This window comes from Providencia manganoxydans, assembly GCF_016618195.1.
Lineage (GTDB): Bacteria > Pseudomonadota > Gammaproteobacteria > Enterobacterales > Enterobacteriaceae > Providencia > Providencia manganoxydans.
This window is the reverse complement of sequence record NZ_CP067099.1, coordinates 1,234,125-1,254,389: the sequence shown is the minus strand read 5'-3', so window position 1 is coordinate 1,254,389 and position 20,265 is coordinate 1,234,125. Positions and strand designations below refer to the sequence as shown.

Genomic DNA, 20,265 nt, shown 5'->3' with positions numbered 1-20,265 from the left:
AATAGCAGTTTTTTTGCTAAGATGAGTTATCACTTTTTTACTTAACGTATATTTTTTTATTATTTTTGGTCGCTTTATAAGTTTTTATCAAAAATAGAAATGCATAATTAGTTAGCAACTATGCTTTTACGATACTCTTCATATGCATAGTGATCGGTCATTCCACTGATGTAATCTTGAATTAATCGAGCGCGGTAATAGAATTCAAGAATGGATTTTTCAATTTCACTGGTTGCTCTAATACCTTCAATAGCCTCACTGTATGATAGCCGGTGTTTGTTAGAGAGCTTATGAAATAAACGTGTCTCAATAAAAAATTGTTTATGATAGTTATTTTCTACCAATGAGCTAAAACTCTCTCTTTCTAACATCAATAAGGGTTTATAAAAATCCAATAATCCGCCAATAATGCGATAACCTTGCAGCTCAAGTTCTTCAACTTCATGGTGGTTAAACACATGTTTGAAAGCAACGGTTTTTAATATCTTAAGTAACCGATGTTCTGGGCTTTTATCTTCCAATAATGCACTATTAAAACGCCCCGCATAAATTTCAGGAAGGTTTTGGATAAAACGTTGAGCACTGTAACGCGCCAATTTGCTAGTAATATTGACACGTAGATACATAAAAAACTGATCTTGTTGAATGCGTTTCGTATGATTGTCACTGATGTTATTAAATGCTCCCATAATGGTTTCATCAAACAAATCACCTTTTTTGACCTCCCCCCATTCGGCCTGCAAATACCCCATTAATTGCTCGACCGTAAAAATCCCTTTTTCTGCGGCATCATCTAAATCTGCAATGCAATACGAAATATCATCAGCGGCTTCCATAATATATGAGAGTGGGAAACGGCAATATTTACCCATATCTAATTTTTTACATAATTCATTCACAAAGCTTGATTCTGACCAGTAATAGCCCGGTTTTTTCATTAAATAATCAAACTCAGTAGGGATAGGGTCAAGATCATAAGCACCGCGCGTATATTTTAAAATAGACCCGACTTGCGCATAAGTTAGGTTAAGTTTAAGTAAGCGATGCACCATGCGTAGCCCTTGGGCATTCCCTTCAAAGGAACACAGATCTTTTTTTAATTGACGCCGAAAGAGATCTAAACGTTTATCACCCGTCAAGCGCATCACTGCAATTTTACAAGGGTCGGGGGAGCCTTCGCTAAACTGATAATCAGGTGCAAGTAACTCACTAAACCAACTTTGGATAGCGGCCTCGCCAAAGTGGCCAAATGGCGGGTTACCAATGTCATGCATTAAACAGGACATCTCAACAAGACTTTCAAAAGCATCAGTACGCTCACTCAAGCCATATTTCTCTAACAGATTTTTCTTTTTTAATTCATGCAGCACCGTTTTACTGATATAACGCCCCACTTGCTGCACTTCCAATGAGTGGGTTAATCGACTTCGCACTGCTGCATTTTGTTCTAATGGAAATACTTGGGTTTTTTGCTGTAATCGGCGAATAGCGGCTGAATTGATAATACGCCCGCGATCACTTTCAAATAAACGATTAACCGCGTCTTCATTACTCGCTGAAACTTTCGGGCTTTTCGGACTGCTATAATTTCGTTGGTAATTCAATTTAGTTAGGAAATTAATTTCATTCATACTAGCGTCTGTTTATCTTTGAAAGTGAATTTTTATTCGAATTAAAGACATTTTAGGCAAGGCGAGAGCCTCTCAACACAGCATCAAATGACTTTAATCGAACCCGTAAGGCAACATTCAAACATCATTTTTAACTCAAACCCTAAAAAGCTAGCCATAACATAAAAGATAGAGCAATTAATCTGGCTACTTTTCAACCTTCTCTATACTCTAAATAATTCGAGGTGCAGCTAGGCGACAAGTAAATGAGGCGCCAAAAGCATAGATAACTATGTGACTGGTGCGAGTGAGCGTAGTCAACAACGCTGCAACTTGAAGTATGGCGAGTATAGTTGTAAAAATCATCAGCAAAGATAAACAAGCTCTAATGTCCCATTCTTTTGCCCAAGATTAATTAAAATAAATCTGCCGTTCAATGCTACACTTTAGCCATCTCAAGTATCATTGTCTAATTAATCAACGAGGAACCTAGCATCATGAAAGTGGGTATCATCGGCGCAATGGAGCAAGAAGTTGCTATCCTGCGCGAACAAATTGAAGGTTGCCAAACCTTAAGCCGTGCTGGCTGTGAAATTTACACAGGAAAAATTAATGGTGTTGAAGTTGCACTGTTAAAGTCAGGTATTGGTAAAGTCGCTGCCGCAGTAGGTACCACATTGCTATTAGAGCATTGCCAGCCTGATGTGGTCATTAATACAGGTTCGGCGGGAGGGTTAGATCCACGTCTCAATGTCGGTGATATCGTGGTATCGACAGAAGTCCGTTATCATGATGCTGATGTCACTGCATTTGGTTATGAGCCCGGTCAAATGGCACAATGCCCTCCTGCATTTATTGCTGATCAAAAACTGATTGCACTGGCAGAAAGCTGCATTCAGCAACTTGGAATGAATGCGGTTCGTGGTTTGGTATGCAGTGGGGATGCCTTTATTAATGGCGCAGAGCCGTTAGCACGTATTAAAAATACTTTTCCTCAAGTCGCAGCAGTTGAAATGGAAGCGACAGCTATCGGGCAAGTTTGCTACCAATTTAAAGTACCGTTTGTTGTGGTACGCGCAATTTCAGATGTGGCAGATAAAGAATCACATACCAGTTTCGATGAGTTTTTACCCGTTGCTGCACGCCAGTCGTCTTTAATGATCAGCGCTATTTTAGCTGAATTAGCGTAATACCTAATAAAAAGTGTGGGTTGAAAAATATCCATACTTTTTTGCTTATCTACAGAATAGAATGATGAAATTGTACCTCACGACACTACTGGCTGTACTACTGTTCTTTAATGCACCGACTCTGGCTGAAACTAAGCATCGTGTGATTAGTCTCTCTCCAGCCAATACAGAACTCGCTTATGCGGCCGGATTAGGTGAAAGCTTAATCGCCGTGAGTGCTTACTCAGACTACCCGTTAGAAGCCAAACAACTCGAACAAGTTGCCGACTGGCAAGGTATGAATGTAGAGCGGATCATCGCACTAAAACCAGATTTGATATTAGCGTGGCGCGGAGGTAATCCGCAACGCCCTCTCGATCAATTAGCCGCGTTAGGAATTCCAATTATTTACTTCGATCCTAATAGTATTGAGTCCGTTATTTCTAGCATTGAACAATTGGCACAATACAGTCCCAAACCTGATATTGCTCAGCAATCAGCATCTCATATGCGTGAGCAACTGACTCAGTTAAAACAGCACTATCAGCAAGTTCAACCCCCAAAATCATTATTTATTCAATTAGGTACTCAACCGTTATTTACTACCGGAAAGGGGACTATTCAAAATGATATTGTTTCTTTGTGTGGTGGTAAAAATATTTTTGCAAACAGTGCCGTGCCTTGGCCACAAGTCAGTCGAGAGCAAGTGCTGACTCGCAAACCTGAAGTGATTGTCATGACAGAGGATCAAACGCAACAAAATGCGGTCAAACAATTTTGGAAAACACAACTATCTGTACCGATTATTCGTTTAAATGAAGATTGGTTTCATCGAGCTGGGCCTCGATCGCTGCTTGCAGCACAATCACTCTGTGCACAACTACACCCAGAGCAGTAATCGCCTTTAAATGGAAGTTTGAGGTGATTGACGAAGCGGGATCAATCTGTCATTTTCCCGCTCCGTTTATTAGACGTTATACGCTAAATGAAGAACCACAACCGCAAGTGGATTTGGCATTCGGATTGGTAACGATAAAGCGAGAGCCTTCCAACCCTTCAGTATAGTCAACACTACCACCAACCAGATATTGTAGGCTCATTGGGTCAACAACCAAAGCAACGCCTTGCTTTTCAATGGTCATATCGCCTTCATTGATTTTATCATCAAAGGTAAAGCCATACTGAAAACCGCTACAACCACCACCGGTAATGTAAACACGTAGACGCAGGTTTGGGTTGTCTTCATCAGAAACTAGGTCTTTTACTTTAATTGCTGCCGCATCAGTAAACTGCAACGGCAGAGCTGCATCATCACTCATTTTTTACTCCAAGCCGGTCAACCGGTAATTCAGCGTAAGCAGATAGCCTACTCAGATCAATTAACCTAATTATCCGCCAGCTTAGGTATTGATTCAAGCCCTGTTACGTAATTCAACACATTGTGCATACCAATCAATGCATTTGGTTTAATTGATTGTGTGCTTTAGTATACAATCATCGTTTTATACTCTAAATAATCCGAAGTGCAGCCAAGTGACCATAAAATGAGTCACGAAGTACCGATATAAGTAGATGACTGAACGCGAGTGAACCTAGTCACCGAACCTTTATTCAAGACGCTGTAACTTGATGTATGACGAGTATATTTTTAATTAGTCCCGACTCAGGAGCCCTGCATGAGCCATTCTTTAGATCTCTATAATCAAGCACAACAGCTGATCCCTGGCGGTGTTAACTCACCTGTTCGCGCATTTAATGGTGTTGGTGGTACGCCACTATTTATTGAACGCGCTGATGGTGCTTATATCTATGATGTTGATGGTAAAGCTTATGTTGACTATGTCGGCTCATGGGGACCAATGGTTCTGGGGCATAACCATCCCGCTGTTCGTGATGCCGTGATCAAAGCCGTTAATAAAGGATTGAGCTTCGGAGCCCCCACTGCCGCTGAAGTCGAAATGGCAAAACTGGTTTGTGAATTAGTTCCTTCTATCGATATGATCCGTATGGTTAACTCAGGTACTGAAGCGACCATGAGTGCGATCCGACTCGCTCGTGGCTATACTGGCCGCGATAAAATTATTAAATTTGAAGGCTGCTATCATGGTCATGCTGACTGCTTACTCGTGAAAGCAGGCTCTGGTGCATTAACCATGGGGGAGCCAAATTCTCCGGGTGTACCTGAAGATTTCGTAAAACACACATTGACTTGTACCTATAATGATCTCGCATCAGTTCGCCAAGCTTTTGAAAACTACCCTGAAGCAATAGCCTGTGTGATCGTTGAACCTGTTGCCGGTAATATGAACTGTGTACCACCAACCGCAGAATTTTTACCGGGCCTACGTGCACTGTGTGATGAGTTCGATGCATTGCTGATTATTGATGAAGTCATGACTGGTTTCCGCGTAGCACTCGGCGGAGCGCAAGATTATTATGATGTGCAACCAGACCTTACTTGCTTAGGCAAAATTATTGGTGGTGGTATGCCTGTAGGGGCATTTGGTGGCCGCTATGAAGTGATGGAAAAACTCGCGCCAATTGGTCCAGTTTATCAAGCAGGAACCTTATCAGGTAACCCTGTTGCCATGGCTGCTGGTCTAGCGTGTTTAAATGAAGTCTCTCAACCAGGCGTTCATTCAAGACTAACAGAACTGACAGATAAACTTGCTCGTGGTTTAGAGCGTGTATCAAAAGCACAAGGGATCCCAATGGTGATAAACCATGTTGGTGGGATGTTCGGTATATTCTTTACTGATGCCAAAAGTGTCACTTGCTACCAAGATGTGATGAAATGTGATGTTGAGCGTTTTAAAACCTTCTTCCACCTCATGTTAGAGCAAGGTATTTATTTAGCGCCATCAGCTTTCGAAGCAGGTTTTATGTCTATTGCACACAGCGATGAAGACATTGAAAAAACCATCGAAGCCGCAGAAGTCGCATTAGCCAAAATGAAAGCAGCTTAATTTATCCTATACGAGGAGGCGCTCCCCTCGCCTCCTTAAATAACTTAATTTTTAATCTCTCTCTTAGATTCCCCCATTTACATACTTTTATTGACACCGAAGGGTGTACAAAGTACACTTTAACTATTGTGTTTCAGGGAGGGAAACCAATGGGTCATGCAATAGAATTTATCGAAACATCTCTTTTTACAAAACAAATCAAACAAATAGCTACTGACGACGAATTAAAAGCACTCCAAATCACACTTATTGGTTACCCAGATATCGGTGACCTGATCCAAGGGACTGGAGGTCTACGAAAAGTGCGAATGGCGACAGGTAATCAAGGCAAAAGTGGAAGCGCAAGAATTATTTATTTTTTAGCGACTAAAGAAATAATTTATCTTTTAATGGCTTACCCAAAAACAGTAAAAGATAGCTTAACTGATACAGAAAAAACCGAATTAAAAAAACTAACGAGACTACTTAAGAATGAGGTGTAAAATGAGTATTTTCAATGAACTGAAAACTTCATTAGAAGAAGCCGTAGAGATAAAAAACGGCAAAAAAAAACCATCTAAGGTAACGCGTTATGAAGTGGCTGATGTGAAAGAAATTAGAGAACAGCTGAAAGTTTCACAGGTTGAATTAGCTGATGCATTGGGTACGAGTATTGATACGATAAAAAGCTGGGAGTTAAAACGACGCAACCCAACTGGCTTAGCTGCCAAAGTTTTAATCGCAATTAAAAAAAATCCCTCTTTGTTTCATGAACTAGCAGCGATTTAATGCTATAAATTTCTGCATAAAAAAATCCCCCGTCATTTAAACAATCACGGGGGATTTTATTTATGGCGCTAATTAATTATTACCGAACATTTCTTTCACCCAATCAGGCGCATCGTCGGTTGCTGGCTGTTCGGAATTATTATTTAAATCCCAAACTGGCTCTTGATTGGCAGATGCTTGGCAAAGCGCATCTGGATTATCGGTCCAAATAGGTAAAGTACGTCCGCCACCAAAGTCAGAACAATTGAATTGGCCATCTGGCATTACCTTCATATCAACAATGCCTTCCGGTTGACGGTTGATTAAAGCTAATGGAGCCTGATTATCTAAATAACGCTGGTATACTCTAAGCGCTCCTGTAGAGCCGGTTAACTGTGTTGGCTCATTATTATCACGACCAATCCACACAATGGCGACTTCTTTACCATCAATGCCTGCATACCAACTGTCACGTAAATTGTTAGTGGTGCCTGTTTTACCTGCTAAGTTATATTTGCCATATTTCGACAATAAAACTCGCCCAGTACCTTGCTGAACCACTTGCTGCATACCATATAGTGTTAAATAAGCCGCTTGGGAAGGTATAGCACGTTCTGCGGAAGGGTAGCTTTGATAGATTTCACTACCATCACCATCAATGACTGAACGCAATGCGGATAATTTAGCGCGATTACCATTACCACCAATAGTTTGATAGATTTGAGCGACTTCAGCTGGTGTTAAATTCACCGCACCAAGTAACATCGCAGGAACCTTTTCCATCGCGCCAGCTGGGGCGCCTAGACGCACAAAAATATTCACTATCTGGTCTAACCCAACTTCTAATCCTAAGTTTACCGTTGGAATATTTTGTGATTTTGCTAAAGCGTCAACCAGTAGCATACCGCCAGTAAAGTTACGGCTGTAATTTCTAGGTTGCCATGTTTGATTCCCCACTTTCACTGATAATGGTTCGTCTTTCAACCATGTGTTGAGGCGAAAACGGTCTGGCTCATTTAATGCTGCGAGATAAACAGGGGGTTTTGCTAACGAACCAATGCTCCGACGTGCATTAAGCGCTCGGTTAAAACCTGAATACTGTGGCTGTGAACCGCCAACCATTGCACGTACTTCACCATTAATACGGTCGACTACGACCATAGCCCCTTCGAGATCGTTTAATTTACGATCTTTACGTAACTGAGCAACCCCTGATTCAACCGCTGTTTCCGCGGCAGTTTGCGCAACAGGATCTAAAGTGGTGAAAATTTTCGCGCCCGATAACTGTTGAACTTTGTCACCCAGTTTTTCGTTCAACTCCTGACGCACCATTTGCATAAATGCTGGTTGTGAAGCCACTAAACCTTCTTTGGTCTTGACCCCTAATGGACGCGCACTTAATACTTGATACATTTCATGATCAATAACATTGCGTGTTTCTAAGATTTTTAACACAACGTTACGGCGCTTAGTGGCATTTTCAGGGTTAGTCCATGGATTATAGAGAGATGCCCCTTGAACCATTCCCACTAGCAGAGCCTGCTGGTCAAGGCTTAGTTCATTAATTGGACGCCCAAAATAGTACAGGCTGGCAAGTGGGAAACCACGAATTTCATCATTCCCATTTTGCCCTAAGAAAACCTCATTGAGATATAATTCAAGAATGCGCTCTTTACCGTAATTGTAATCAAGCAGCACCGCCATAATGGCTTCGTTAATTTTACGTTTAAGGGTTCTCTCGTTAGTCAAAAACAGGTTTTTCACTAATTGTTGCGTTAATGTACTTCCCCCTTGAACGGATTTACCTGCCGATAAGTTAGCCACTACAGCACGACCAATAGAATAAAGACTTACCCCATCGTGCTCATAAAAATCCCGATCTTCTGTCTCGATCAATATCTTGATTAATGATTCAGGGAAATCAGCCAGTGGTAATACTAAACGTTGTTCATTATTGGCTGATTGCATCATGGTGATCAGCTTTGGATCTAAACGGAAGAAACCAAACGAACGCCCGTTTTCCATGTTTTCAATTTTATTCAATACCCCATTATCAAATGACATTTTAGCCAATATTTGGCCTTCCTTTTGATCTGGGAAATTAAATGGTCGTCGTAAAATTTCAATCGAATTGCCTTTTACCGAAAACTCACCTGAATTGGTAATTTTAGTCACTTTACGGTACTGCATACCTTCAAGCAAACGCACCATCTCAGCTTGGCTATAATCCATGCCGGGTTCAAGATTGACCATACGGCCATAAACAGCAGCAGGTAGATCCCATACCTTACCATCAAGACGTTCCTTGATTTGTTGGTTGAGATAAAAAGCATAAGCGGCAAGTAACACTGCAAAAACGATCAATAATTTGACGAGTAGCCAAAACCAACGCCAATTACTTTTTGGTTTGCGGTTCTTGTTACCGTTATTTTTTTTCTTAGCCATTAGCTCGTCCTCTTCATCATCGAGGTCTTGCTCATCAATATCATCATCGTTAAATAATTCTTCTTCATAATCATAGTCATCACGGCGGTGGCGGCGTGAGTTAGATGGTTTTTTTTTGGTAGATGGTTTTCTACGTCTACCAATAGGTTCTAAATCTTTACCGGACATGGTCGCTCCATATCACCCAAACTCTTAACTGAATGCCTGTAATTTTGGCTTAAAAAACCAATTAGTTCACAGAAGAAAGCTCTTAATTACATTTCATTACGCTATTTAGCTATCACCTTCTGGCAATGGGTCCCTATTAGAGCACAAAACAGACTGATTTCGCACTTATCTTTTATTTTGCGTTGCCGCAAAAGAAAACAGATCCACGCAATCATTTCCCAAATGTTATTTATTGATAAAAAAGCCTATTTTAAACATCAATAAACAACGATTAAATAAAAGAAAAACAACCATTATTCAAAGCAATTTTAAACTATTCGTGTATGAGGAATATGATGAATTACCCAGCAGAGCCCTACCGCATTAAATCTATTGAATCCATTTCTCTGTTATCGAGAGAAGAAAGGATAAAGAAAATACATCAAGCAGGCTATAACACCTTTCTCCTTAGTTCTAAGGATATTTATATTGATCTACTTACCGATAGTGGCACGAATGCGATGTCGGATAAACAGTGGGCAAGTATGATGACAGGTGATGAAGCTTACTCAGGTAGTCAGAACTTTGAACTATTGAAAAAGACCGCACAACACCTATTTGGATTTAAATATATTGTGCCAACTCATCAAGGAAGAGCGGCTGAAAACTTACTATCACTTATCACAATCAAGCCTGGACAATATGTTGCAGGTAACATGTACTTCACAACCACACGGTTTCATATAGAAAAAAATGGTGCAACTTTTATTGATATTATCAATGATGATGCTCATGACGCCATGTCAAACGTCCCTTTTAAAGGCAATATTGATTTAGATAAATTAAAACAACTAATTGAAGAAAAAGGGGCTGAAAATATTGCTTATATTTGTTTAGCAATCACAGTCAACTTAGCGGGCGGTCAACCTGTATCAATGCAAAATATGCGTGATGTGAAAGCATTATGTGAGAAGCATCATATTCGTGTTTTTTATGATGCAACTCGCTGCGTCGAAAATGCTTATTTTATCAAAGAACAAGAAGCCGGCTATCAAGATGTCTCCATTAAAGAAATTGTTCACGAAATGTTCAGCTACGCTGATGGCTGTACAATGAGCGGTAAAAAAGATTGCCTTGTCAACATAGGAGGGTTTCTCGCTCTTAACAATCAACAGCTGTTTGAACAGGCTTGCGAGTGGGTGGTTGCATATGAAGGTATGCCATCCTATGGCGGCATGACTGGTCGTGATATGTCGGCAATGGCCATCGGCATGCAAGAAGCAATGCAGTTTGAATATATTCAACATCGTATTCTGCAAGTTCGCTACTTAGGCAATAAATTAAAGGCCGCCAATATACCGATTATTGAGCCTATTGGCGGTCATGCTGTATTTTTGGATGCTAAACATTTTTGCCCGCATTTAACGCAAGAACAACTCCCCGCTCAAAGCTTAGCTGCGCGTATTTATCTTGAAACTGGTGTTCGCACAACAGAACGAGGCACAGTTTCCGCAGGAAGAGATAAAATAACTAGGAAAAACTATTTCCCTAAACTTGAAACCGTCCGCTTAACTATCCCAAGACGCGTTTACACATATGCACACCTTGATTTCGTTGCCGATGGTATTATTGCTTTGTATCAACAAAAAGAAACCATACAAGGGCTCAAATTTACTTACGAACCGAAACAGCTACGCTTCTTTACGGCTCGTTTTGCTTATATTTAGTTATCATATTAATTATTAGCTAAATTAATTGCTTTTTTCGTTTTATTGGTTGGTGCTGTAGTGGCAGGATCATCAGGCCACAGATGCTTTGGGTAACGTCCTTTCATCTCTTTTTGTATTGCGCGATAACTTCCTTGCCAAAAAGCACCTAAATCTTGTGTGATCTGTAATGGGCGCATTGCTGGTGATAATAATGATAATGTCACCACCACTTGACCATGAGCAACTGTTGGATTCGTCGCCTGCCCATACATTTCTTGCATTCGGATCTCAATTAGGGGCGGTTTCTCCAAAAAATAGTGAATACTTACATTGCTGCCAGAACCAGCTAAATAATGCGTCGGCAATGCCTCATCGAGCCATTTTTTTTGTTGCCAATCTAATCGATGTTCTAATAACTCACCAATATTCAATGCGTGTAGCTGCTTGCGATGAGTAATGCCATCCAGATATGGTGCTAACCAAGACTCTAAAGAATCTAATAAAGTTTCATCATCAACTGCTGGAAGAGAAATATCTGGAAACCATTGCTGTGCCAATTGACAACGAATGCGTAACTGCTGAGCAAATAGGCTCCAATCCAAACTATCTAGCCCATTTTGACGAAGCCAATGCAATAACGCCTGTTTAATTTGCTGGCTATTTGGGTTTGCTAACCTTTCCGATTGGATCACCAGTTGCCCACATTGTAATCTTTTCCAAGCAATCAACGTTCCTTTTTGTTCATCCCATTCCACCGTTTCCTGCTGATAAAACAATTCAGGGCAAGTTGCTTGTAACGTTTCGATATCAATAGGCAGCGCCAACGCAATTTTCGCATCAGCTGATGTTTCAGGTTGCCAAAGCACAGGCGCTATTAACCATGCAGAAGTAAACAATGTCTCGTTTTCATCTAATGAAGCCCCTAAGCCACTGGATAATAAGTAACGGCCTTGGTTATCACGATTTTTAGCAATGCGATCTGCGAATCCCGCCACTAACAATGTAGGTAACCACTCACTTATCAAGTTGCTATTTTTGCCAACGGCTGATGTCACCTTGTGCCCGCTAAGTATTGAAGCACGCTTACACCAATTATCTGTTGGTCGCTCTACATAATAAGATAAATCGCAATGGTTTTGACGTGGTGGTTCTTCAATGATAGCCACCAGCAATGCCGCTAATTTAATGACTTCGATGTTTTGGTTTTGTTGAGCCTCGTGCAGTATAGCGGCTGTACGCACAGAGCTACCTGAGCCCGTCATTCCCCTACCTACTTGAGTGAGTTGACCATATTGATCAATAGCACCTAATCGCTTGAGTAAATCTTTTGCCGCCCCAATAGCAGGCTGTGGAGGACTATCTAACCACTGTAACTGAGTCACTTCTTGGCATCCCCACTGTAATAGTGATAACCATAATCCACTTAAATCACTGTGCAGGATTTCTGCCTCACTAAATTGTGCAGCGCGTTCGGCTTGCTCCTGACTAAATAAATGCCAACAAACACCTGATTCTAAACGCCCTGCACGCCCAGCTCGTTGCACCATTGAAGCTTGGCTTATACGCTGCTTAACTAATTTTGTTAATCCAGTTCTTGGATTGAATAAACCTATACGCTCAAAACCACTATCAACCACTAATCGAATACCCTCTATCGTAAGGCTGGTTTCAGCGATATTGGTGGCTAAAACCACCTTTCGTTTCCCTTCGGGTGCTGGCTGTATGGCTTGTTGCTGCTCTTTTATCGAAAGAGCACCGTACATAGGGCATAAAAGTATGTCCTCACTAACCATCAAAGCCAGCTCTGTACGTGTTCTTTCTATTTCGCCAACTCCCGGTAGAAATAGCAGTAACGAACCACTTTCCTGTTGAAGTAGTTGCCAAACAGCACTGGCGACTTCTTTATGAAACAACTTATTAGGGTTTATCGGTCGAAAGTGTCGACTAACAGGGAATGACCGACCTTCAGAAGTAATAACAGGAGCATGAGGGAATAACTGAGTTAGCCCTTGATCATCGAGTGTGGCTGACATCAATAGGATTTTTAAATCATCACGTAACGCTTCTTGAACGTCTAATAATAAAGCGAGTCCTAAGTCTGCTTGTAAGCTTCGCTCATGAAACTCATCCAATATAATCAGGCCGATTCCCTCTAACATAGGATCCTGTTGCAGCATTCGAGTTAAAACACCTTCGGTAACCACTTCGATACGCGTTTTGCCACTAATCCGGCTTTCAGAGCGCATGCGTAGGCCAACTGTATGCCCAACCTCCTCTTCGAGTTGCTGGGCTAAACGAGCAGCCACACTACGAGCAGCAATACGCCTCGGCTCCAACATGATAATTCGCCCATCAATGATCCCGCTTTCTAATATAAGAAGTGGAAGAACCGTTGATTTGCCCGCACCAGTGGGTGCATGCAGTAGAACTTGGGGTGATTGTTGTAGTGCTGTCAGTAAGGGATCACTAACATCATGAATGGGTAGCACGTGAATAATAACTCCAATGATGTTTAACTTTTGCAAATAAAGATTGTAGCATGAACCATTATCTTTCTTGAGTGTAACTCTTTGGAGACAACATGGAATTTTCGCCTCCTTTGCAACCTGCTACTTTAATTAAACGCTATAAACGCTTTTTAGCTGATGTTGTGACCCCGGAAGGTCAAGTCATGACAATCCACTGTGCAAATACAGGAGCCATGACAGGGTGTGCGACACCTGGTGATACAGTTTGGTATTCCACATCGGATAACGCGAAAAGAAAGTACCCTCATAGCTGGGAAATCACCCAAACATCACAAAATCATCTTATTTGCATCAACACATTACGAGCAAATCAACTCGTCGCTGAAGCGTTGTCGCAAAAAAACATTCCAGAATTATCCGAATATAGTGTAATAAAGCCTGAGATGAAATATGGTTCGGAAAATAGCCGTATTGATTTTCTCCTGTCCGGTGATGGGCTACCTGATTGTTTTATCGAGGTAAAATCAGTAACTTTACTGGAAAATAACCATGGTTATTTCCCTGATGCAGTCACCGTGCGCGGACAAAAACATTTACGTGAGTTAACAATAATTGCTAAAGAGGGAAAAAGAGCCATACTGTTGTTTGCGGTTTTGCATACGGGGATCTACGAGGTATCAGCAGCTGCCCATATCGATAAGCAATACGCTAAACTTTTAGATGAAGCTATCGAAAGTGGTGTCGAAGTACTGTGTTATCAAGTAGATATCAATACACAAAAAATGCTATTGGGTCAAAATATTAAGTTTACTTCCATCAAATAATGATGGCTTAATTGTTTATTAAAGTGAGGACGCATGGGTTCTGGGGGCTTAAAAAGGAATAAACACGCGCGCCTTCACAGCATTACAAAACTCATAACATGAATGATTGCCAAGACGGCACTCTTCTGCTATTTATAGCGACCTTAATTTTTCCCCTTTGGGGTTTTGTGAAATTTGCGTGTGTAGGAGAAGCATTATGCAAGAAGGGCAAAAACGTAAGACATCGTCCTTAAGCATTCTCGCCATTGCTGGGGTTGAACCCTATCATGAAAAAGCTGGCGAAGAGTACATGAACGAAGCCCAGTTGGCGCATTTTAAGCTCATTCTCGAAGCATGGCGCAATCAACTCAGGGATGAAGTCGACCGGACAGTTACTCATATGCAAGATGAGGCAGCTAACTTTCCAGACCCTGTTGATCGGGCAGCTCAGGAAGAAGAATTCAGTCTTGAATTACGTAACCGGGATCGTGAACGTAAGTTGATTAAGAAAATCGAGAAGACACTGAAAAAAGTCGAAGAAGATGATTTTGGCTTTTGTGAATCATGTGGAGTGGAAATCGGTATCCGTCGTTTGGAAGCCCGCCCTACCGCTGATTTATGTATTGACTGTAAAACATTAGCAGAAATTCGTGAAAAGCAAATGGCTGGCTAATTGCTGATTATGGAGTCCTTAACGGCGCAACTCAGGCTGCGCCGTTACAAGGAAATCTATTAATGAAAAGCACAACATCCCCTTATATCGGTCGTTTCGCTCCCTCTCCTTCTGGTAACCTACATTTAGGCTCCCTTGTCACTGCATTAGGTAGTTATCTGCAAGCTCGCTCACAAAATGGTAAGTGGTTAGTTCGTATCGATGATATCGATCCTCCCAGAGAAGTTGCAGGGGCATCTCAACGTATTTTAACCACACTCGAACACTACGGTTTATATTGGGACGATCACGTTTTATACCAGTCACAGCGCCATGATGCCTATCGAGAAGCCTTAGAATATCTCCACCAACAAGGGAAAAGCTACTATTGCACCTGCTCTCGTCATCGCATTAAAGAGTTACAGGGGCATTATGATGGGCACTGTCGCCATCTCCAACTCCCCGCTCTCGACGCAGCGATACGTTTAAAACAGACTCACCCTGTTTATCAATTTACCGATAAAATACGAGGCACTGTTTATACAGAAGCCAATGTGGCAGAAGAAGATGTTATTATTCACCGTAAAGATGGATTGTTTGCTTATAATTTAGTCGTTGTAGTGGATGACCACTATCAAAATGTCACAGAGGTGGTAAGAGGTGCGGATCTGATCCCTGCCACGCTACAGCAAATTTCACTCTATCATCATCTTTCTCTACCCATTCCTCGTTATGCCCATTTACCATTAATCCTAAATCATGATAATAATAAGCTATCAAAGCAAAATCATGCCACTGCGCTGCCAATGACCGATCCTCGCCCTGTTATATGCCATGCGTTAGCATTGTTGAAACAACCGCCAATCGCGCATTGGCAGGATCTGAGTACGCATCAGTTATTAGAAATAGCAACGCGTCAATGGCAGTTAGCAGTGATCCCATCTCATGATATTATTGATAAGACTTATGACTGAATATGACTTTTATGCGTTTAAGCATTCTCAAAGAAAGGCCAGTAAGCTATGATTAGCCGCTTATTTTGTTTAATGAATATTCGTAACGATATCGAGGTGTACTATTTTTAACCGAGTAGCAAATTTCTGCCGCAATATTTTATCGCGAAATGACAAGGATACGCGTGACGCACAGGCAGCCGGTGAAAGGCCAGTCACTTATTCTGACACGGCGGAAACTAAGCCCGTGGAGCAGAACGCTAAACAAACAAAACCTACGGTTCGTCATTCCAAGCGTGCCGATGTTCAGGCAGAGAAGCAACACACAATGACGACTGTAATTGATGAAAACATCACCATCATCCCGCGTTCAGGGCATACTATTTCACGTAGTGATATTAGTGATAATGCACTAAAGGTACTTTATCGCCTCCACAAAAGTGGTTTTGATGCCTATTTAGTTGGCGGCGGTGTGCGTGATCTCCTTCTTGGTAAAAAACCTAAAGATTTTGATATCACCACTAACGCAACCCCAGAGCAGATCCGCAAACTGTTTCGTAACTGCCGCCTAGTTGGCCGTCGTTTCCGTCTTGCTCATATTATGTTTGGACCTGAAGTGATTGAAGTTGCGACCTTCCGTGGCCATCATGACCAAAATGAGTCAGACGACAAAAACTTATCGCAACAAGCACAAAATGGCATGTTACTGCGCGATAATATTTTCGGGTCAATTGAAGATGATGCCATTCGTCGCGATTTTACTGTTAATAGCCTCTATTACAACATTGATGACTTCTCTGTTCGTGACTATGTTGGCGGTTTAAAAGATCTCAAAGAAGGCATTATCCGTCTGATTGGTGATCCTGAAACACGCTACCGCGAAGATCCAGTAAGGATGCTACGCGCAGTACGTTTTGCTTGTAAGCTAGATATGCGTATCGAGCCAAATACGGCACAGCCAATTCAACGACTTGCCCCATTGTTAAAAGAGATCCCTTCTGCGCGTTTATTTGAGGAGTCCTTAAAACTACTACAAGCAGGCAAAGGCTATGCGACCTATAACATGCTGAAAGAGTATCATCTGTTTGAGCAATTATTTCCTGTGGTTAGTAGCCGTTTTACGACGAACAATGATTCACCAATGGAAAAAATTATCGATCAGGTACTTAAAAATACTGACTTTAGGATTAAAAATGACAAGCGGGTTAACCCTGCGTTTTTATTTGCCGTTATGTTATGGTATCCGGTCACTGAGCATGCTGAAAAGCTGTCTCAAGAAGGCGGTTTAGCGTATTACGATGCATTTGCACTAGCAATGAATGATGTGCTTGATGAACAATGCCGCTCAATTGCTATACCAAAACGCATTACAACCACTATGCGCGATATTTGGCAGCTACAACTACGTCTTCCACGTCGTCAGGGCCGCCGTGCAAATAAATTGATGGAGCATCCTAAGTTCCGTGCTGCTTTTGATTTATTAGAACTAAGAGCAAATGTAGAACGTAGAAACGAGCTCCAAGAACTGGCGATTTGGTGGGATGATTACCAACGTTCTAATAACACTAAGCAGCGTGAAATGATCGCCGAGCTGGGAAGTGCACCTGTTCGTAAACGTCACCGCCCACGTAAGCCTTCAAATGGTTCGCGTAAATCGAATACGCTCTAAATAATTCGAGATGTCGTTAAGCAACCAACGAACAAGTTGCTAAAAATAGAGGCTAATTTAGCCTCTATACCTCAACGAAAAGTGCGACAACTTGGTGCATAACGAGTACAAATACTAGGAGTGATAAAATGGAGTTGGTCTATATAATCATTGGCAGTAACCTTGGTGAACCATTAAAGCAGGCTCAGCAAGCTATTGATGCATTAAGTGCTATCCCACACTGCCGAGTGACCAAAACTTCTGCTGTATATCGCTCTAAGCCTCTAGGGCCACAAGATCAAAATGATTTCCTTAATATGGCCGTGTTACTTGAAACTGAGCTTGAACCAGAGGCGTTGTTGGATCACACTCAGCGCATCGAATTAGAGCTTGGTCGAGTCCGCAAAGAAGAACGTTGGGGCCCTAGAACCCTTGATCTTGATATTATGCTTTTCGGTGATCGTGTTATTAATACCCCACGGTTAACCATACCTCACTATGGGCTAAAAGAGCGTGAATTTATGCTATACCCGCTCAGTGATATTGCTCCCAACCTTATTTTTCCTGATGGTGAAACACTATCAGAAAGGCTCACACTCGTTCCACGCAATGGCCTTACCTTTTGGGATAGCACAACCTAAATTAATTGTGCGCCGCCTAAAATAAGCAAGGCCATCCGTGGATCTTTTCCGGAGGTTATTATAATGAAACCAATTTCTCTGGCTGATCTGGGTCAGTTCAAAAAAGATAAACGTAAATTCGCTACCATGACGGCTTATGACTCTAGCTTTGCCCAATTGTTTGCAGAGCAAGGGATCCAAGTCATGCTTGTCGGTGATTCTTTAGGAATGACCATTCAAGGTGAATCCAGCACCCTGCCTGTTACCGTTGAGCAAATCGCTTATCACACCCGTTGTGTCCGTAAAGGTGCTCCTGACGCATTTATTATTGCCGACATGCCATTTATGAGTTATGCCACTCCTGAACAAGCTTGCACTAATGCAGCAGTGCTAATGCAAGCAGGTGCTAACATGGTAAAAATTGAAGGTGGCAGCTGGTTATGTGATACCGTCAAAATGCTATGTGAACGCTCTGTTCCTGTCTGCGGTCATTTAGGACTAACACCACAAGCAGTGAATATCCTTGGTGGCTATAAGGTTCAAGGACGTGATGAAGTCACCGCAAACCAACTAATGAAAGATGCCATAGCTTTGGAAAATGCAGGTATGCAGTTATTAGTTTTGGAATGTGTACCGACCTCTCTAGCGAATGACATTACCGAAGAGCTTCTGTTACCTGTTATTGGTATCGGTGCAGGAAATGGAACTGATGGTCAAATCCTTGTTATGCATGATGCATTAGGGATCACTGCTCGCCCACCTAAGTTTGCAAAAAACTTTCTTGCGCAAGCCGGCAATATCCAAGATGCTGTACGACTCTATATCCAAGAAGTTGAAACGGGTCTTTACCCAAATGAAACTCACTCGTTTGAATAATTTGATTATACTTTAAACAATTTAAGGTGCAGCTTGACGACTTATAAACGAATTTCTAAGCACATAGAAAACGATGTGACTCGTGCACAACGCTGCAACTTGAAGTATGACGAGTATATGATCCAATAATAAGGAATGCACTTATGCTGATCGTCGAAACGTCACCTATACTTCGCCGCGAGATCCGCCGCTGGAAACTTGATGGCAAGCGTATTGCGCTAGTGCCAACTATGGGCAATCTCCATGATGGGCACCTGACTTTAATTGATGAAGCAAAACAACAAGCAGATATTGTTATTGTTAGTATTTTTGTTAACCCGATGCAATTCGATCGCCAATCAGATTTAGCAAACTACCCACGCACACTACAAGAAGATTGTGAAAAACTAAAACGCAGTGGTATCAATCTTGTATTTGCGCCATCTGCAAAAGAGTTTTATCCAGAAGGAATGGAAAAACAAACGTTTGTTGAAGTGCCAGAGCTGTCGTCAATTTTAGAAGGTGCCAGCCGTCCTGGTCATTTCCGTGGTGTATCAACGGTTGTCACTAAGCTATTTAATTTAGTACAACCTGATTTAGCATTCTTCGGTGAAAAAGATTTTCAGCAGCTACAATTAATCCGTAAGATGGTGCATGATCTTTCCTTTGATACGCAGATTGTCGCTGTTCCCATTGTTAGGGCTAAAAATGGCTTAGCGCTGAGCTCAAGAAATAATAACCTTTCCGCTGATGAGCTAAAAGTTGCACCTCAATTGTATAACATAATGAAGCAAGCTTCAGAGAAGCTTATTGCTGCACCTGAAATGGCAGACACCCTTATTCAAGAAATGAATGAGTCCCTGCGTCAAACAGGTTTCACACCCGATGAATTATTTATTCGTGATGCCGAAACACTAGCACCGCTGACTAACACAACGAAAAAAGCCGTTATTTTAATGGCTGCGTGGCTAGGGCAAACTCGCCTGATTGATAATTTACAGGTTGAGTTACCCACCATTTCGTCGTAAAACAACAAGCAAACACAGCACCTCGATTAAGATGGCAGATGACTATTATGTTAAGAAAAATGTTACAAGGTAAGCTACACAGAGTCACAGTGACACAAGCCGATCTACATTATGAAGGCTCTTGTGCAATTGATCAGAATTTTATGGATGCAGCGGGTATCTTAGAGTACGAAGCTATTGATATTTATAACGTAGATAATGGCGAGCGTTTTTCAACCTATGCAATCGCTGGTGAAAGAGGCTCCAAAATCATTTCTGTCAATGGCGCCGCAGCCCGCCGTGCTGCTGTTGGCGATAAACTGATTATTTGTTCTTACGTTAATATGAGCGATGAAGACGCTCGCCACCACCAACCGAAGGTGGCTTATTTTGATGGCGATAACATTATGAGCCGTGTAGCCAAAGCGGTACCAGTACAGGTTGCTTAATCCATTTTGTTAGCACC

18 protein-coding genes are annotated in these 20,265 nt (G+C 41.7%); 14 read left to right on the top strand and 4 right to left on the bottom strand.

Going from position 1 to position 20,265, the window contains the following annotated elements; all coding sequences use genetic code 11:
* Window positions 1–107 precede the first annotated feature (107 nt).
* Window positions 108–1,631 (bottom strand): dGTPase, encoded by a 1,524-nt coding sequence (gene dgt / locus JI723_RS05490; RefSeq protein WP_337979831.1) that lies wholly within the window; start codon window positions 1,629–1,631, stop codon window positions 108–110.
* Window positions 1,632–2,107: 476 nt separating this feature from the next.
* Between dgt and mtnN the strand changes: the two genes are divergently transcribed.
* Both mtnN and btuF read left to right on the top strand, forming a co-directional pair.
* Window positions 2,108–2,800: a 5'-methylthioadenosine/S-adenosylhomocysteine nucleosidase gene (gene mtnN, locus JI723_RS05485; protein ID WP_070925194.1), complete on the top strand. Its 693-nt coding sequence runs from the start codon at window positions 2,108–2,110 to the stop codon at window positions 2,798–2,800.
* 61 nt (window positions 2,801–2,861) lie between these two features.
* Entirely contained in the window at window positions 2,862–3,677 is an 816-nt protein-coding gene (btuF, locus tag JI723_RS05480; protein ID WP_337979830.1) for a vitamin B12 ABC transporter substrate-binding protein BtuF, read from the top strand.
* A 76-nt stretch (window positions 3,678–3,753) separates the two neighbouring features.
* Here the strand turns inward: btuF and erpA are convergent, their stop codons facing one another.
* Window positions 3,754–4,098: an iron-sulfur cluster insertion protein ErpA gene (gene erpA, locus JI723_RS05475; RefSeq protein WP_070925196.1), complete on the bottom strand. Its 345-nt coding sequence runs from the start codon at window positions 4,096–4,098 to the stop codon at window positions 3,754–3,756.
* A 357-nt stretch (window positions 4,099–4,455) separates the two neighbouring features.
* Here erpA and hemL point away from each other — a divergent pair, with 357 nt between their 5' ends.
* From hemL to nadS, 3 genes are all read left to right on the top strand, one after another.
* Entirely contained in the window at window positions 4,456–5,745 is a 1,290-nt protein-coding gene (gene hemL, locus JI723_RS05470; protein ID WP_272580228.1) for a glutamate-1-semialdehyde 2,1-aminomutase, read from the top strand.
* A gap of 149 nt (window positions 5,746–5,894) precedes the next feature.
* Window positions 5,895–6,227, top strand: a complete 333-nt coding sequence (locus JI723_RS05465) for a type II toxin-antitoxin system RelE/ParE family toxin (RefSeq protein ID WP_272580229.1) — start codon at window positions 5,895–5,897, stop codon at window positions 6,225–6,227.
* 1 nt (window position 6,228) lies between these two features.
* Complete coding sequence (nadS, locus tag JI723_RS05460) at window positions 6,229–6,513, top strand: NadS family protein (RefSeq protein ID WP_070925199.1); 285 nt, start codon at window positions 6,229–6,231, stop codon at window positions 6,511–6,513.
* 72 nt (window positions 6,514–6,585) lie between these two features.
* On the opposite strand, the gene mrcB is transcribed toward nadS, so the two are convergent.
* On the bottom strand, window positions 6,586–9,105 hold the full coding sequence (gene mrcB, locus JI723_RS05455) for a bifunctional glycosyl transferase/transpeptidase (RefSeq protein WP_272580230.1): 2,520 nt from the start codon (window positions 9,103–9,105) through the stop codon (window positions 6,586–6,588).
* A 335-nt stretch (window positions 9,106–9,440) separates the two neighbouring features.
* On the opposite strand from mrcB, the gene JI723_RS05450 reads away from it, so the two are divergent.
* Window positions 9,441–10,811: a tyrosine phenol-lyase gene (locus JI723_RS05450; RefSeq protein ID WP_319066389.1), complete on the top strand. Its 1,371-nt coding sequence runs from the start codon at window positions 9,441–9,443 to the stop codon at window positions 10,809–10,811.
* A gap of 8 nt (window positions 10,812–10,819) precedes the next feature.
* Here the strand turns inward: JI723_RS05450 and hrpB are convergent, their stop codons facing one another.
* A complete protein-coding gene (gene hrpB, locus JI723_RS05445) occupies window positions 10,820–13,288 on the bottom strand; it encodes an ATP-dependent helicase HrpB (RefSeq protein ID WP_319066391.1) in 2,469 nt (822 codons plus the stop codon).
* An 86-nt stretch (window positions 13,289–13,374) separates the two neighbouring features.
* On the opposite strand from hrpB, the gene sfsA reads away from it, so the two are divergent.
* The 8 genes from sfsA to panD all read left to right on the top strand — a co-directional run bounded on the left by sfsA (window position 13,375) and on the right by panD (window position 20,248).
* Window positions 13,375–14,085, top strand: a complete 711-nt coding sequence (gene sfsA, locus JI723_RS05440) for a DNA/RNA nuclease SfsA (RefSeq protein ID WP_272580232.1) — start codon at window positions 13,375–13,377, stop codon at window positions 14,083–14,085.
* 196 nt (window positions 14,086–14,281) lie between these two features.
* Window positions 14,282–14,737 carry an RNA polymerase-binding protein DksA gene (gene dksA / locus JI723_RS05435; protein WP_004922522.1) on the top strand — a complete coding sequence of 152 codons (456 nt, stop codon included), beginning with the start codon at window positions 14,282–14,284 and terminating at the stop codon, window positions 14,735–14,737.
* Window positions 14,738–14,799: 62 nt separating this feature from the next.
* Window positions 14,800–15,690, top strand: a complete 891-nt coding sequence (gene gluQRS, locus JI723_RS05430; protein ID WP_272580233.1) for a tRNA glutamyl-Q(34) synthetase GluQRS — start codon at window positions 14,800–14,802, stop codon at window positions 15,688–15,690.
* Window positions 15,691–15,997: 307 nt separating this feature from the next.
* The gene (gene pcnB / locus JI723_RS05425; RefSeq protein WP_337979954.1) at window positions 15,998–17,338 is read left to right on the top strand and encodes a polynucleotide adenylyltransferase PcnB; all 1,341 of its coding nucleotides are present in this window, start codon (window positions 15,998–16,000) and stop codon (window positions 17,336–17,338) included.
* Window positions 17,339–17,466: 128 nt separating this feature from the next.
* The gene (gene folK / locus JI723_RS05420; RefSeq protein WP_070927719.1) at window positions 17,467–17,958 is read left to right on the top strand and encodes a 2-amino-4-hydroxy-6-hydroxymethyldihydropteridine diphosphokinase; all 492 of its coding nucleotides are present in this window, start codon (window positions 17,467–17,469) and stop codon (window positions 17,956–17,958) included.
* A 63-nt stretch (window positions 17,959–18,021) separates the two neighbouring features.
* Window positions 18,022–18,813: a 3-methyl-2-oxobutanoate hydroxymethyltransferase gene (gene panB / locus JI723_RS05415; RefSeq protein WP_272580234.1), complete on the top strand. Its 792-nt coding sequence runs from the start codon at window positions 18,022–18,024 to the stop codon at window positions 18,811–18,813.
* Window positions 18,814–18,956: 143 nt separating this feature from the next.
* A complete protein-coding gene (gene panC, locus JI723_RS05410) occupies window positions 18,957–19,820 on the top strand; it encodes a pantoate--beta-alanine ligase (RefSeq protein ID WP_319066348.1) in 864 nt (287 codons plus the stop codon).
* Window positions 19,821–19,867: 47 nt separating this feature from the next.
* The gene (gene panD, locus JI723_RS05405) at window positions 19,868–20,248 is read left to right on the top strand and encodes an aspartate 1-decarboxylase (RefSeq protein WP_070927781.1); all 381 of its coding nucleotides are present in this window, start codon (window positions 19,868–19,870) and stop codon (window positions 20,246–20,248) included.
* Window positions 20,249–20,265: the final 17 nt, after the last annotated feature.